Origin of the sequence: Rhizobium sp. RU35A (genome assembly GCF_900156005.1) — a bacterium.
Lineage (GTDB): Bacteria > Pseudomonadota > Alphaproteobacteria > Rhizobiales > Rhizobiaceae > Neorhizobium > Neorhizobium straminoryzae.
Map to the genome: position 1 here is coordinate 280,623 of NZ_FTMR01000005.1, position 13,648 is coordinate 294,270.

The following is a 13,648-nucleotide window of genomic DNA, read 5'->3' on the forward strand; positions in this document are numbered from 1 at the left end:
GCGGAGAGCCCATGACCTTCGATCTCCTCATTCGCAACGCCCGTCTCGCGGCCGGACCCGATCTCCTCGACATTGCCGTTGCCGAGGGACGTATAGCGGCGCTGGCGGCCGGCCTTCGCTGCGAGGCAGTGGAGGAGGTGGATGCGCGGGGTGCGCTTGCCTTTCCCGGTTTCACCGATGCCCATGTGCATCTCGACAAGGCCTGCATTCTCGATCGCTGCCGCATCTGCGAGGGAACGCTGGCCGAGGCCGTGCGCGAAACGGCGAAAGCCAAGGCGGGCTTTACCGAGGACGACGTCTATCGCCGCGCCGCCCGCGTGGTGGAAAAGGCCATTGCCCATGGCACGACGGCGATGCGCAGCTTCGTGGAGATCGATCCGCGCGCCGGCTTCCGGTCCTTTGCGGCGCTCACCCGCATCCGCACCGATTTCGCCTTCGCCGTCGATATCCAGCTCTGTGCCTTTGCCCAGGAAGGGCTGACGCAGGAGCCGGAGACGCTTGCGATGCTCGACCAGGCGCTGGCCGACGGGGCGGATCTCGTCGGCGGCTGTCCCTATACCGACCCCGATCCGGCCGAGCATATCCGACTGATCTTCGATCTTGCGGAAAAGCATGATGTCGATGTCGATTTCCATCTCGATTTCGATCTGAACCCGGAGCGCACCAACCTGCCGGCGGTGATCGCGGAAACTGCCCGTCGGGGCTGGGGTGGCCGCGTCACCATCGGTCATGTTACCAATTTTGCCGCCATGTTGCCCGAACGCGTCGAGGCGATCGGTCGTGCGCTGGCAGAGGCAGGCATCGCACTGGTCGCGCTGCCGGCCACCGATCTGTTCCTCAACGGTCGTGAGATGCCGGTCCTGACCCCGCGTGGCGTTGCGCCCCTGCATCGTCTGGCCGGCGAGGGCGTGGTGACGGCGGTTGCCACCAACAACGTGCTCAATCCGTTTACCCCCTATGGCGATGGCTCGCTGATCCGCATGGCAAATCTGCAGGCCAATGTGGCGCAGGTGTCGCGCGGGGAGGATCTGGCGCTTGCCTTCGACATGGTGACCTCCCTGCCGGGGCGTATCATCAACCGGTCCCGCCGTCTCGAGACCGGCGGCGAGGCGACCATCGTGCTTGTCGACGCGGCCGATCCCGGCAGCGCCGTCCGTGAGGTTGCCCGTGTGATCGGCGGCTGGAAGAGTGGGCGCAAAAGCTTCTGGAACGGCTGGCCCGCACTGTTTTATCCTTCAGCACGGGACGTATGACCCGATCTTCCTCCCGCTTGCAGGGTCCGGGCAGGAGGCGCCGGTGGCGGGTGTGGTACAGGTGCGTCAGCTTCCGGGGGACAGTGTCGAGGGATCATCCAGTGCATCGAGCGGTCCCTCCAGAGCGGTGCGCGGCGGCACCAGTTGCGGTTCCACCATGATGAGCTGAGGCGTGGCGGGCGGCGCGTCCAGGAGCGCAAAGCCCTTGTCGAGCATGGCCGGCATGTCGGGCCGGATCATGTAGACGGGGAAGGGCAGGAAGGACGCAAACGGGTCGTAGTCGAAGCAGCCCACCACGATGTCACCGAACGCCTCGCCCGGATGGTGCGCCATGAAGCGCAGCAGGCCCTCGAAGTTGATCGAGGAATTGATGAAGAAACAGCGCGGCAGGCGTCGGTGCCGGGCAAAGAAACGCTCGAAGGCGGCGGCCGTCATGCCCGGCGAATAGCCGGTGATCTCGATGTCACCGAAGGTGTTTTCGCCGAAAATGGCCGCCTTGGCTGCGTGGAAGCCGGCAATGCGCTCGCGGCTTGCATGATCGTCGCGCCCGCCGAACAGGAAGACATCATCCGGCCCAAGGGGCCCGATTTCCTGTGCGTGGCGGATGATGGCCTGCGTCAATGCCACCGCGCCCTGCCGGTTGTCGGCAATGACAGACGAGGCCTTGCTGCCGGGCAGATCGATGTTGACATGCGCAAGGCCGGCCCTTGCACAGAGGTCATGAACGCCGTCCGGATCGGTGGCGCCGGCAATGAACAGTGAATCGATCGAATAGGCGATCAGCGATTCCACCGTGCGGCATTCTTCCTGCGGATCTCTGCGTCCGGAAACCACCATGGGAACCAGGCCCCGCTTCGAAGCCAGTGCCTCGAAGGTCTGTGCCATCGACGAGAAAAACCGGTTGTCATAGACCGGCAGCAGCAGGCCCGTAAGCCCGGAGCGGGAACTGCGCAACGCCCGTGCCTGAAGGTTGGCCTTGTAGTCGTGCTCCTTGGCGAGCGACAGGATCTTGTCTGCCGTCTCCTCCGAAATACGCCGCTTGCGCCAGGTGCCGTTCAGCACGGCGCTGACCGTGGATGCCGATGCGCCCGAGACGACCGACAGATCGTAAATGGTTGCTTTCTTTTGCTCTCTCGTCGTCATGCCTTCTCACTCTCCGTCACGTCCCTGTGTAGGACAAGAGCCCACTTGACGAAAGGCTCTTTGCTGGTAAGTTGATTGCACCATCGATTGTGCAATGTTGCAACAACGATTGTGCATGATGGGTCGCAACAGGGAGGCGGCAAGGGAGGACGTTCCGCAACCGGAACGGAAAACGTCGGGCGCGGAAGTCGTGTCGCTTCCGCGGGCGGTTCTTCCTTGCCTTCGGATCTCGAGGAGGAGGAGAGATTCATGAAGAAAATGTTCGCAGCCGCACTGGGTCTGTCGCTGGCGCTTCTGGCGTCGAGTGCCCTTGCAGCAGGTCCCAAGATCGGCGTCGTCGTCAAGATCGGTGGCATCCCGTGGTTCAATGCCATGGAAGCCGGCATCAAGGAGCAGAGCGCCAAGCTTGGCGTGGAGGGCTTCATGGTCGGTCCGACCAGCGCCGACCCGGCGCTTCAGGTTCGCGCCATCGAAGATCTCATCGCGCAGAAGGTGGATTACATCGGCGTTGTTCCGAATGATGCCAAGGTGCTTGAGCCCGTGCTGAAGAAGGCGCAGGCCGCCGGTATCAAGGTCATCACCCATGAATCCCCGAAGCAGGTCGGCGCCGACTGGGATTTCGAACTGGCATCTGCCAAGGGTTTTGGTGAAGCGCACGGCAAGCTTCTGGCCGAGAAGATGGGCGGCAAGGGTTCCTATGCCGTCTTCGTTGGCTCGCTCACCGTGCCGCTGCACAATGCCTGGGCCGATGCCGCCATTGCCTATATCAAGGCGAACTATCCCGATATGAAGCTGGTTGGCGACCGCTACGGCGTGGCCGAGGATGTTGACAAGAGCCGCTCGACCGCGCTCGACCTGATGGCCGCCAATGCGGATCTCAAGGGCTTTCTCGCCTTCGGCTCGCAGGGGCCGATCGGTGCCGGCCGCGCCGTCGAGGAGCGTCGCAAGGACGGCAAGGTCTTCGTCATCGGGCCTTTCTCGCCGGGGCAGGGCGCCAAGCTCATCAAGTCCGGCGCGCTGACGGGCGGCTTCATGTGGAACCCGAAGCAGGCCGGTGAAGTCTTCGTCACGCTGGCCGACCGTCTGGCCAAGGGGCAGGGCATCAAGGCCGGTGACGACATTCCGGGTCTCGGCAAGGTCAATCCGGACGGCAACACCATCATCGTCGACCAGTTGCTGGCAATCAACAAGGACAGTATCGACAAGCTCGTCGGCATGGGCCTCTGAGCCTTCTTGCGTGATCCGGCCGCGGGCGGCAGCCCTCCCGCGGCCTCATTCCCACATCGCAGCGACAGTTCGCGTCGTCCGTCATCCGCACGGGCCGCGCAGGACGGAGACATGCCATGGCGAGTGAGCCGCCACTTCTGTCACTCAGGAACATCAACGTCACCTTTGGTGGCGTCAGGGCCTTGAAGGGCGTATCCTTCGAGGTGCGTCCGGGCGAGGTGCATTGCCTGGCCGGCGAAAACGGTTGCGGCAAGAGCACGCTGATCAAGGTCATCACCGGTGTCTACAGGCCGGAAGCGGGCGCCGAACTGCGGTTCGACGGCAAGCCCGTTGCGGCCATGACGCCGACGCTGGCGCAATCCCTCGGCATCCAGGTGATCTGGCAGGATCTTGCCCTGTTCGGCGAAATGACGGTGGCGGAGAACATCGGCTTCCAGCATGCGGTGAACGGCCGGTTCGGCCTCGTGAGCCGCCACGCCGTGCACGCGGCGGCCGAACGGGCGCTGGCGAAGCTTGGCGTGACGCTTGATCTGCACATGCCGCTGAAGGAACTGCCGATCGCGCAGCGCCAGATCGTCGCGATCGCCCGCGCCCTGGTCGGCGAGGCGCGTCTGGTGTTCATGGACGAGCCGACCGCGTCCTTGACCCAGTCGGAAACCGATTATCTCATCGAGATCGTCCGAACGCTGTCGGCGTCCGGCGTTGCTGTCGTCTTCGTCTCCCATCGCCTGGCCGAAGTGCTGGAGATTTCCGACCGCATGACGGTGCTGCGTGATGGCGAACTGGTGGGCGTCTTTCCGGTCGAGGGACTGACCCAGTCCCGCGTCACCGAACTGATGACAGGCCGCAATTTCGACAATGCAGTGATCGCCAGCGATCATGATGACCAGCCGGTCGTTCTCTCCGTCCGCAACCTGTCGCGCCATCGTGAATTCGAGAACATTTCCTTCGATCTGAGGCGCGGGGAAACGCTCGGCATTACCGGCCTGCTCGGCGCCGGTCGCACCGAACTGGCATTGACGCTGTTCGGCATGAAGCCTGCCCATTCCGGTGTCATTGAGGTCGAGGGGCGGCCTGTCCGCTTCGCCTCGAACCGGGATGCGATCCGCGAAGGCGTTGCCTATCTTTCCGAGGATCGCCTGTCGCTCGGTCTCAACCAGCCGCAATCGATTGCAGACAATCTCGTCATGGCCTCCCTTGACCGCATCCTCTCCGGCGGCCTGATCTCGCTGACGCGCAAGGCCGATGTCGTGCGGCGATGGATCGCCGCGCTCGGCGTCAAGATCGGCACGCCCGATGATCCGATCCGCACGCTCTCCGGCGGCAACCAGCAACGTGTCGCCATCGCCAAGTGGCTTGCGACCGATCCCCGCATCCTCATTCTCGACGCGCCGACCGTCGGTGTCGATGTCGGCGCGCGGGCGGGCATTTTCGATATCGTCCGCAAGCTCTCCGCGGAGGGCCTGTCGATCATCCTGATCTCGGATGAACCGCCGGAAGTCTATTTCAACGCAGACCGCATCATCCACATGGTCGAGGGCCGCATCCGCGCGATCTACGACCCGCGACGGATGTCGCTGACAGACCTGGAGGCCGCCGTCTATGCGTAGGTTCGTTCTCGCCCACACCACCGAGGTGGCGCTGATCGTCGTCATGCTGGTGCTCTCAGCCGGCCTGTCGCTTGCGACCGACCGCTTCCTCACGCTGTCGAATGCGTTTGACGTTCTCAATGTGTCGGCGGTCAACATCATCTTCGCGGTCGGTCTGCTCGTCGTGCTGATCTCGGGCGGCATCGACATTTCCTTCGCCGTCGCCGCCTCCGTCGTCCAGTATCTTGCGGTGCTGGCCCTCGGGGTGGTCGGCGGCGGAAACTGGGCGCTCGGCTTCCTCATCGCCGGGGCGATCGGCCTCGGCCTCGGCTTCGTGAATGCCTTCCTGGTCTACCGCCTCAGCATCATCTCCATCGTCGCGACGATCTCCACCTTCAACATCTTCTTCGGTCTGTTGATGTTCTTCACCAAGGGTGTGTCGATCTACAATCTGCCGGACTGGCTGACGACGCGCGTGGTCTTCTACGAACGCGAGATGGCCGATGGCTCCTGGGTGGAACTGACCCTGCCGGTGGTGGTGATGCTGATCTGCTGCGGGGCCACCTGGTTCCTGATCTCGCGCACGACCACGGGCCGCAAGCTCTATGCCTTCGGCGACAATCCGGAAGGCGCGCGTCGCTTCGGCATCAATATCGGCGCCATGCACTACATCTCGTTCGGCTGGCTCGGCCTGATGGCGGGCATCGCGGGACTGATGCAGGCACATTATGCCGAGGAAGTGGTACCGAATGCCCTCTATGGCCGCGAACTCGATGTGCTGGCCGCAACCGTGCTCGGCGGCGCGCGGCTCGGCGGGGGCAAGGGCTCCGTCATCGGCTGCGTGCTCGGTGTTCTGATGGTCTCCATCACCCAGAACGGCCTCAACCTGATGGGCGTCTCGCCGTTTGCCTTCAAGATGATTGTCGGCGCCATCATCCTCGTCGCCATCACGCTGTCGTCGGCGCGTCTCGACAAGCTTCTGCCGGCCTTTGCCAGGGCGCGTCCCCGCACAGGAGGTCCTCGCTGATGAACAGCCTGATCCAGCGTCTCAACGCCACGCTCGGCGCCGACATGGCGGGACCGCTGTTTGCCCTCGTCGCGGTCCTGGTGATCTTCGGCATCGGTGCGGACAATTTCTTTTCCGCTGCCACCTTCGGCTCCGTCGCCTTCCAGCTACCCGAACTCGGGCTGCTGACGCTTGCCATGCTGCTGCCGCTGCTGACCGGCGGCATCAATCTGGCGGTTACCTTCACGGCCAATCTCGCCGGCCTCGCCGCAGCCTGGGTGCTGCAGGCGCATGGCGGCGCAGATGCCTCTGGCGGGGCCTGCGCTCTGGCCGCAGTCGCCGCACTTGCGACCGGTGGTCTCGCCGGCATGATGACCGGTGTCCTGATTGCCTATACCCGCGCACATCCCATTCTTGTCACGCTGTCGATGATGATCTTCCTGCGTGGTCTTGGCGAGTTCCTGACGCGGGGCGGCGATGTTTCCGGCTTTCCGGCCTTCATCGCCACGATCGGCCACGGTTCCCTTCTCGGCCTGCCGGTTCCGCTTCTGATCTTTCTCGCCTGCGTCGGCCTCTGGCACCTGCTGCTGACGCGCTTCAAGCTCGGCTTCGGTCTGCTGATGATCGGCTCCAATATCGAGGCGGCACGCTATTCGGGTCTCGATACGCGCCGCATTCTCGTGCTGGTCTACACGCTTTCCGGCCTGATGTGCGCTGTTGCCGGGCTGATCATGCTGGCGCGCTTCAACTCGGTGCGCGTCGGGCATGGCGAATCCTATCTGCTGATCACGGTACTGGCGGCCTTTCTCGGCGGCATCAACCCGTTCGGTGGTTTCGGCCGCGTGCTGCCGGTCTTCGTGGCCCTGATCGTCCTCCAGCTTCTCTCGTCCGGCTTGAACCTCATGGGGGCCAACCAGCACCTCGCCACCGCGCTCTGGGGCGTGCTGATGGTGGTCGTGATGGCCGCGCGGACAATCTCCACCTCCTTCGCCAAGAGCAGAAAGAAGACATGACCGTGCAGGGTTTCGGCATACACGCAAGCATCTGGACCATGGACTGGAACCGGCAGAATGCCGAGCACGCCATCACGGCGGCAGCGGCGCACGGCCTCGCCTTCATCGAAATCCCGCTTGTCGACATGACCGCCATCAACGCTGCCCACAGCCGCACCCTGCTGGAGGCGCATGGCGTGCGCGGTGTCTGCTCGCTGGTGCTGCCTCAGGCCGCCTGGGCTTCTGTCAACCCCGAGGCGGCGGCGGAACACCTCTGCCATGCCCTTGATCTGGCGGCAGCGATGGGCTGCGAAGCACTGAGCGGGGTTACCTTCGGCGGCACGAACGAACGCACAGGCTTTCCGCCAACCGCTGCGGAATACGATAATCTCGCGCGGGCGCTCGACGTGGCAGGCCGTCACGCCAGGGCGAAAGGCCTGCTGCTCGGCATCGAGCCGGTCAACCGCTATGAAAACCATCTTCTCAACACGGCGCGGCAGGCCGTGGACCTCATCGAACGCATCGGTCTCGACACGCTCTTCGTCCATCTGGATACCTTCCACATGGCGATCGAGGAGAGAGGGTTTGCCAATGGCATCCTCGATGCGCGCGACCATCTGAAATACATGCACATGTCTGAAAGCCATCGGGGCACGCCCGGTGACGGCAATGTGGACTGGGACGCCATTTTTTCCGCGCTAGCCGCGATCGGCTTTGCCGGCGGGCTGGCGGTGGAAAGCTTTGCGGGGATGCCGGCCCGGATGGCGGGCGATATCTCGCTCTGGCGCCCGGTGTCCGAAGGTCCGGAAGCTGTGCTGGGCAGGGGGCTGGCCTTCCTGCGCGACAAGGCGGCGCAATATGGCCTGTCCTTCGCCGCCTCCGCAACGCCTGTCGGAGAGGAGGACCTGCATGTCCGCCGTGCCTGAAAACATCGACAGGATTGTTCGTGCCGCCGAGGCGCGGTTCGAAAGCGCGGGCGGACGACGCATCCTGATTGCCGTTGCCGGCGCGCCCGGATCCGGCAAATCGACGCTCGCGGAAGGAGCGGTCGCCGGCCTCAATGCCCGCCGCCCCGGTCTGGCGGCGCTTTTTCCCATGGATGGCTTCCATTATGACGATGCCGTGCTTGAGGCGATGGGACGCCGTGCCCACAAGGGGGCGATCGATACCTTCGATGCCGATGGCTTCCGGCACATGATCGAACGACTGCGGGCGAACACGGATGCGACGGTGGCCGTGCCCGTCTTCGATCGCACGATCGAGATTTCGCGGGCCGGCGGCCGCCTGATCGGGCAAGAGACCGGCATCATCGTCTGTGAAGGCAATTATCTCCTGATGCGCACGGCGCCGTGGGATCGCCTGAAGCCGTTGTTTGATCTCACCATCTTCGTCGATGTCAGCGAGGCCGTGCTGCGGGAGCGCCTCAGCCGCCGCTGGCGCGATCTCGGCCTGCCCGAGGCGGAGACTGCACGCAAGGTGGACGAAAACGACCTGCCGAACGGGCGCTTCGTGAAGGCCGATAGTGCCGAGGCCGATCTCGCCATCCTCAACGATTGAGCCGCCGGGTGGCTTCACCGCCGCCCGGCAGTCTCTCCACCCCACCGCCCCCGTTGATCGGGGAGAGATCCAATGAGCAACACAGGGAGATTGCCATGAACAAGTTAGGTGTCCACGCCCTCGTCTGGGAGGCAGGCTGGAGCCATGGCGAATGCGAGCGCGCCATCGCCAAGACTGCCGAGGTCGGCTACGATTTCATCGAGGCGCCGGCGCTTGATCCGAGTTCCATCGACGTCGATTTCACCCGCCGCATGCTGGAGAAATACGGTATCGGCATCAATTTCTCGCTCGGTCTCGATGCCGACACGGATATTTCCAGCGGTGATGCCGAGAAGGCAGGCCGCGGCAGGGCCCGGCTCGAGGAAGCCCTTGCCGTCGCGCGCGATCTTGGCGCCACCCATGTCTGCGGCATCCTGCATTCCGCTTTCCAGAAGAACAGCGTGCCGACAACGGCGGCGGGTGTCGCGATGTCGGTCGATATTCTCGGTCAGGTGGCGGCCGTCGCCGCGAAAAGCGGCATCACGCTCGGGCTCGAGGTCGTCAACCGCTACGAATCGAATGTGCTGAACACCGCCTCGCAGGGCGTCGAACTCTGCAAGCGGATCGGTGCCGACAATGTGAAGGTGCATCTCGATGTCTATCACATGAACATCGAGGAATCCGACATCGCATCGGCCATCCGCGAGACCGGCAGCTATCTTGGCTATTTCCATACCGGCGATTCCCACCGTGGCTACATGGGCTCGGGCAGCATCGATCTGGCCGGTGTGTTCCGGGCGCTGGTGGCGTCGGGCTATACTGGTCCGATCACGTTCGAAAGCTTCTCCTCGCGTGTCGTCGGCCAGCCGCTGGAAGGCATTCTCGGCATCTGGCGCAACCTGTGGGAAGACAGCCATGATCTTGCCTCGCATGCTTTGATGTACACGAAGGCGCAGCTGAAGGCCGCGCAGGAAACCATGCGCCAGGCAGAACGCAGCCGTCTGCCCTGAGCGTTGACGCCACGGCCAGAAGCGATCCCGGTGGTCTTCCGCCGGGATTTTCAACCGAATGCTCCCGTGAAACGGGGTCGCCATTCCCCATCTGTTGTGACAGTTTCCTGGCGGTGATGTTTGATCCCGGAAGAGGATGTGCAGAATGGGCGACAAGGTGGCACTGGTAACGGCGGGTGGCAGCGGCATGGGTGCGGCGGCAGCGCGCCGGCTGGCGGCGGATGGCTTCCGGGTTGCGATCCTTTCCTCCTCCGGCAAGGGCGAGGCGCTTGCCACGGAACTCGGCGGCTTCGGCGTTACCGGTTCCAACCAGTCGGAAGAGGCACTGAAGAGCCTGGTCGAGGGCGCCATGGCGCGCTGGGGCCGGATCGACGTGCTCGTCAACAGCGCCGGCCACGGGCCGCGCAAGGCGCTCCTCGACATTCCCGACGCCGACTGGCATGCCGGCATGGATGTCTATTTCCTCAACGTCGTGCGGCCCACGCGGCTGGTGACCCCGATCATGCAGGCGCAGAAAGCCGGCGCGATCATCAACATCTCCACGGCCTGGGTGTTCGAGCCGAGCGCGATGTTCCCGACATCCGCCGTTTTCCGGGCGGGGCTTGCGGCCTTTACCAAGATTTTCGCCGATACATATGCCGGCGACAATATCCGCATGAACAACGTGCTGCCCGGCTGGATCGACAGCCTTCCCGCCACCGAGGAACGGCGCGACGCCGTGCCGATGAAGCGCTACGGCACCAGCGCCGAAATCGCGGCCACCATCGCCTTCCTGGCGTCCGAGGGGGCAGCCTATATCACCGGCCAGAACATCAAGGTCGATGGTGGCCTGATGCGGTCCGTCTGAGGCGCGGACGGCATGGCGGGCGGCGGGCGCATCGCCGCATCCCGTCGGGAGAGTGGAAGGACCATGGCAAACAGGAGCCTGCGGCAATCCGGGTTCCATTTCTTTCACGCCATCGCCGCCTTCTTCTTCGATCCGCCACAATTGCTGTGATGGTCAAAGCGGATGGCTTGTCCGGAGGGCGCCCCTTGAGACTGCTTCTGATTGAGGACGATCAGATCCTCGGATCCTCCCTGAAAAGGGCCTTCGAGAAGCATGCCTATGGCATCGACTGGTTTCGCGATGGCGAAAACGGCCTCGCTGCGGCGCGCACCGGTGATTATGGCGGGCTGATCCTCGACGTGAACCTGCCGGGCATCAACGGGTTCGAGGTGGTGCGGACCCTGCGGGCGAGTGGCAACGGGCTGCCGGTCCTGATGCTGACCGCGCTCGACAATGTGCGAAGCCGCGTCGAGGGCCTTGATGAAGGCGCCGACGACTACCTTGTCAAACCCTTCGATCTCGATGAACTGCTGGCCCGTGTCCGCGCGCTTTTGAGGCGCCGCGAAGGGCGCACCCGCACCGTGCTGCGCTCCGGCGGCGTGGAAGTCGATCCGGCGGCCATGGTTGTGCGTCACAACGGCGTACAGCTTCATATTCCGGCCAAGGAATTCCATCTGCTGCGGGTGCTGATGGAGCGCGCCGGGCGCTATGTCACCAAGAATGATATCGAGTACGCCCTCTACGACATTTCTAGCACTATCGAGAGCAACACGATCGAGGTGACCGTGTACAATTTGCGCAAGAAGCTCGGCACGGATTTCATCAAGTCGATCCGCGGCGTCGGCTACATGGTCGAAGCTTCAGCATGACGCTCAGCCAGAGGCTCTTTTTCCGCATCCTGCCGACCCTGATGGCGGCGATCGTCATTATCGGCGTTCTCGCCCATCATAGCGCGACGCGGGAAATCAACAACATTTACGATGCCGAGCTGATCAACGACGCCAATACGCTGTGGGTTCTGTTGCGCCATCCGCTGGAGCGCGGCCCGCGCCATGGAACGGTGCAGGTGCCGGATCTCGATTTCAACATGGAGAACCAGCTCGCACTCAACGAGGATGCCGACGATTATGCCGATGCCCATCTGTTCCGGGTCTGGAAGGAGGGCACGCTGGCCTTCGTCAGCAGCAACGCCTTTCCCGCGAGTGTGAAACCCTTTTCCGTCGGCTTTTCGGACTACAGCGATGGCACTGATCGCTGGCGGGTCTACAATCTGCCGGTCCCGAACACCACGGTGGTGATCGAGGTCGCCGAAAAGCTGGCGCTGCGACAAAATCTGGTCGGCAACATCCTCCTGAATCTGGTGGTGCCGCTTGCCGTTCTGGTGCCGGCCATTGCCGCGCTCATCTGGCTGGTGATCAACAACGGTCTCAGCCACATCCGGGATCTCATCCGCCAGATCCGGTCGCGGAACCCGGATGACCTGTCGCCGGTCGAGGTCCGCGATCTCCCGCGTGACTTTCTTCCTCTGGCAGCCTCCTTCAACCGTTTTGCCGAAAAGCTTGCGGTGTCGCTCACCCTCGAACGGCGGTTTTCCGATCTTGCGGCGCATGAACTCCGCACGCCGCAGGCCGGCACAAAGCTTCTGCTGCAATTGCTGGAGAAGGCCGACAGCGAGGAGGAACGGCAGGCCCTGCTGCGCGATCTGTCGGCCAGCAACGAACGGTCGATGCATCTGATCGAGCAGATGCTGAGCCTCGCGCGCGTCAGCCACCAGCCGCTGCGCCTCGCGGATGTCAACCTGCATGATCTGGTCGTCTCGGCAATTGCCGATCTCGGCCATCAACTGACGCACAAGAACCTCCAGCTGGACCTTTCCGGCCCGGACGATGGCTGTCTGCATTCCGATCCGATGCTGCTGCGGATGATGCTGGACAATCTGCTGAACAATGCCATCAAGTATTCACCCGAGGGCGGGCGCCTTGAAGTCGTGCTGGGCGAAGAGGGCAGGGATGTTCTGGACCTGATGATCCGCGACAGCGGTCCCGGGATTGCCCGCGAGCACAGGGCCGATGTGTTCCGTCCCTTCCATCGTCTTTCGCTCGACAAGCAGGGCAGCGGCCTGGGGCTTGCAATCGTCGCCGGCATCGCCCAGCGGCTCGGTATCGCGGTCACTCTCGACGAGCCGCCCTGGGGCCATGGTCTGGAGATCCGGCTCTGCCTGCCTGTCAGTTCGACCGGCATTGCCGGCGGCCCGGCGGTCCAGAGGGACATGCTGCCCGAATAAATTTGCAAATTCAGTTTCGCATCATTTTCACCTAATCTGCCGCTCAGCTTGATCGCCTATCCCTTCCGGACATTGATGAAGGGACAGGCGATGCAGGCCTTTTGCGATTTTGACGGCACGATCTCGATGCTGGATGTGAGCGATGCCGTCTTTGCGCAGTTTTCCCTGCCGCAATGGCGCGATGTCGAGGAGCGCTGGGAAGAGGGCCTGATCAGCGCACGCCAGTGCATGCGCGCCCAGGTCGATCTCATTCGGGCATCGCAGGCCGAGATCGATGACTTTCTCGATACGCTGGCGATCGATGAGGGATTTTTCGCCTTCCAGCGCTTCTGTGTCGAACACGCGATCGCCATCACCATCGTCAGCGACGGTGTCGATCACTTCATCCGCCGCATTCTCGCCAATCACGGCATCACGGGCATCGACATCATTGCCAACCGCCTCATGCACTATCACGAGGCCGGCGAGGAGCGCTTCGATCTGGCCTTTCCGCATGCGCGCGATACCTGCCGGCCGCAATCGGGTGTCTGCAAATGCAGCGTCCTGTCTGCGGCCAGGAGCACCCACATCTATGTCGGCGACGGACGCAGCGATTTCTGCGTCTCGCACGACGCCCGCTTCGTCTTCGCCAAGGCGAAGCTTGCCACCTACTGCGAGGAACACCGCATTCCCTACGTGGGCTTCACCAGCTTCCACGATGTGACCCATGCGCTTCGCAGCCTCACCTCGGCCGAGCCGCTGCAATTCCTGCCGCGCTCGCGGTCAACGACTGCCTGATGAAA

Annotated in this window: 13 protein-coding genes; 12 read left to right on the forward strand and 1 reads right to left on the reverse strand. The window is 63.4% G+C overall.

Translation table 11 applies throughout. The features are described 5' to 3' along the window. Window positions 1-11: 11 nt before the first annotated feature. On the forward strand, window positions 12-1,253 hold the full coding sequence (locus tag F3H95_RS13650) for an amidohydrolase family protein (RefSeq protein WP_149746391.1): 1,242 nt from the start codon (window positions 12-14) through the stop codon (window positions 1,251-1,253). A 66-nt stretch (window positions 1,254-1,319) separates the two neighbouring features. Here the strand turns inward: F3H95_RS13650 and F3H95_RS13655 are convergent, their stop codons facing one another. Beyond that, the gene (locus F3H95_RS13655) at window positions 1,320-2,396 is read right to left on the reverse strand and encodes a LacI family DNA-binding transcriptional regulator (protein WP_143124385.1); all 1,077 of its coding nucleotides are present in this window, start codon (window positions 2,394-2,396) and stop codon (window positions 1,320-1,322) included. A gap of 249 nt (window positions 2,397-2,645) precedes the next feature. Between F3H95_RS13655 and F3H95_RS13660 the strand changes: the two genes are divergently transcribed. The 11 genes from F3H95_RS13660 (at window position 2,646) to F3H95_RS13710 (ending at window position 13,643) form a co-directional block, all read left to right on the forward strand. Further along, window positions 2,646-3,623, forward strand: a complete 978-nt coding sequence (locus F3H95_RS13660) for a substrate-binding domain-containing protein (protein ID WP_143124384.1) — start codon at window positions 2,646-2,648, stop codon at window positions 3,621-3,623. A gap of 116 nt (window positions 3,624-3,739) precedes the next feature. Then, a complete protein-coding gene (locus F3H95_RS13665) occupies window positions 3,740-5,233 on the forward strand; it encodes a sugar ABC transporter ATP-binding protein (protein WP_149746392.1) in 1,494 nt (497 codons plus the stop codon). After that, a complete protein-coding gene (locus F3H95_RS13670) occupies window positions 5,226-6,239 on the forward strand; it encodes an ABC transporter permease (RefSeq protein WP_143124382.1) in 1,014 nt (337 codons plus the stop codon). The genes F3H95_RS13665 and F3H95_RS13670 overlap by 8 nt, the downstream gene beginning before the upstream one ends. Further along, window positions 6,239-7,231, forward strand: a complete 993-nt coding sequence (locus F3H95_RS13675) for an ABC transporter permease (RefSeq protein ID WP_149746393.1) — start codon at window positions 6,239-6,241, stop codon at window positions 7,229-7,231. Before F3H95_RS13670 ends, F3H95_RS13675 begins: the two co-directional genes overlap by 1 nt. A gap of 2 nt (window positions 7,232-7,233) precedes the next feature. Continuing rightward, window positions 7,234-8,136, forward strand: coding sequence for a sugar phosphate isomerase/epimerase (locus tag F3H95_RS13680; RefSeq protein ID WP_149746498.1), 903 nt, complete (start codon window positions 7,234-7,236; stop codon window positions 8,134-8,136). Continuing rightward, window positions 8,120-8,767, forward strand: coding sequence for a nucleoside/nucleotide kinase family protein (locus tag F3H95_RS13685; RefSeq protein ID WP_143124380.1), 648 nt, complete (start codon window positions 8,120-8,122; stop codon window positions 8,765-8,767). The genes F3H95_RS13680 and F3H95_RS13685 overlap by 17 nt, the downstream gene beginning before the upstream one ends. A 95-nt stretch (window positions 8,768-8,862) precedes the next feature. Then, on the forward strand, window positions 8,863-9,756 hold the full coding sequence (locus tag F3H95_RS13690) for a sugar phosphate isomerase/epimerase family protein (RefSeq protein ID WP_149746394.1): 894 nt from the start codon (window positions 8,863-8,865) through the stop codon (window positions 9,754-9,756). A gap of 145 nt (window positions 9,757-9,901) precedes the next feature. Beyond that, on the forward strand, window positions 9,902-10,603 hold the full coding sequence (locus tag F3H95_RS13695; protein WP_149746395.1) for an SDR family oxidoreductase: 702 nt from the start codon (window positions 9,902-9,904) through the stop codon (window positions 10,601-10,603). A gap of 185 nt (window positions 10,604-10,788) precedes the next feature. Beyond that, window positions 10,789-11,451: a response regulator transcription factor gene (locus F3H95_RS13700; RefSeq protein ID WP_143124377.1), complete on the forward strand. Its 663-nt coding sequence runs from the start codon at window positions 10,789-10,791 to the stop codon at window positions 11,449-11,451. Continuing rightward, window positions 11,448-12,866 (forward strand): ATP-binding protein, encoded by a 1,419-nt coding sequence (locus tag F3H95_RS13705; RefSeq protein ID WP_143124376.1) that lies wholly within the window; start codon window positions 11,448-11,450, stop codon window positions 12,864-12,866. The genes F3H95_RS13700 and F3H95_RS13705 overlap by 4 nt, the downstream gene beginning before the upstream one ends. 90 nt (window positions 12,867-12,956) lie before the next feature. Continuing rightward, window positions 12,957-13,643, forward strand: coding sequence for an MtnX-like HAD-IB family phosphatase (locus F3H95_RS13710; protein WP_149746396.1), 687 nt, complete (start codon window positions 12,957-12,959; stop codon window positions 13,641-13,643). Window positions 13,644-13,648 lie beyond the last annotated feature (5 nt).

Coding starts and splice junctions, on each gene's coding strand:
- F3H95_RS13670 (WP_143124382.1), top strand. CDS start 5,226: ATGCGTAGGTTCGTTCTCGCCCACACCACCGAGGTGGCGCTGATCGTC.
- F3H95_RS13695 (WP_149746395.1), top strand. CDS start 9,902: ATGGGCGACAAGGTGGCACTGGTAACGGCGGGTGGCAGCGGCATGGGT.
- F3H95_RS13675 (WP_149746393.1), top strand. CDS start 6,239: ATGAACAGCCTGATCCAGCGTCTCAACGCCACGCTCGGCGCCGACATG.
- F3H95_RS13705 (WP_143124376.1), top strand. CDS start 11,448: ATGACGCTCAGCCAGAGGCTCTTTTTCCGCATCCTGCCGACCCTGATG.
- F3H95_RS13665 (WP_149746392.1), top strand. CDS start 3,740: ATGGCGAGTGAGCCGCCACTTCTGTCACTCAGGAACATCAACGTCACC.
- F3H95_RS13655 (WP_143124385.1), bottom strand. CDS start 2,396: ATGACGACGAGAGAGCAAAAGAAAGCAACCATTTACGATCTGTCGGTC.
- F3H95_RS13710 (WP_149746396.1), top strand. CDS start 12,957: ATGCAGGCCTTTTGCGATTTTGACGGCACGATCTCGATGCTGGATGTG.
- F3H95_RS13685 (WP_143124380.1), top strand. CDS start 8,120: ATGTCCGCCGTGCCTGAAAACATCGACAGGATTGTTCGTGCCGCCGAG.
- F3H95_RS13650 (WP_149746391.1), top strand. CDS start 12: ATGACCTTCGATCTCCTCATTCGCAACGCCCGTCTCGCGGCCGGACCC.
- F3H95_RS13660 (WP_143124384.1), top strand. CDS start 2,646: ATGAAGAAAATGTTCGCAGCCGCACTGGGTCTGTCGCTGGCGCTTCTG.
- F3H95_RS13690 (WP_149746394.1), top strand. CDS start 8,863: ATGAACAAGTTAGGTGTCCACGCCCTCGTCTGGGAGGCAGGCTGGAGC.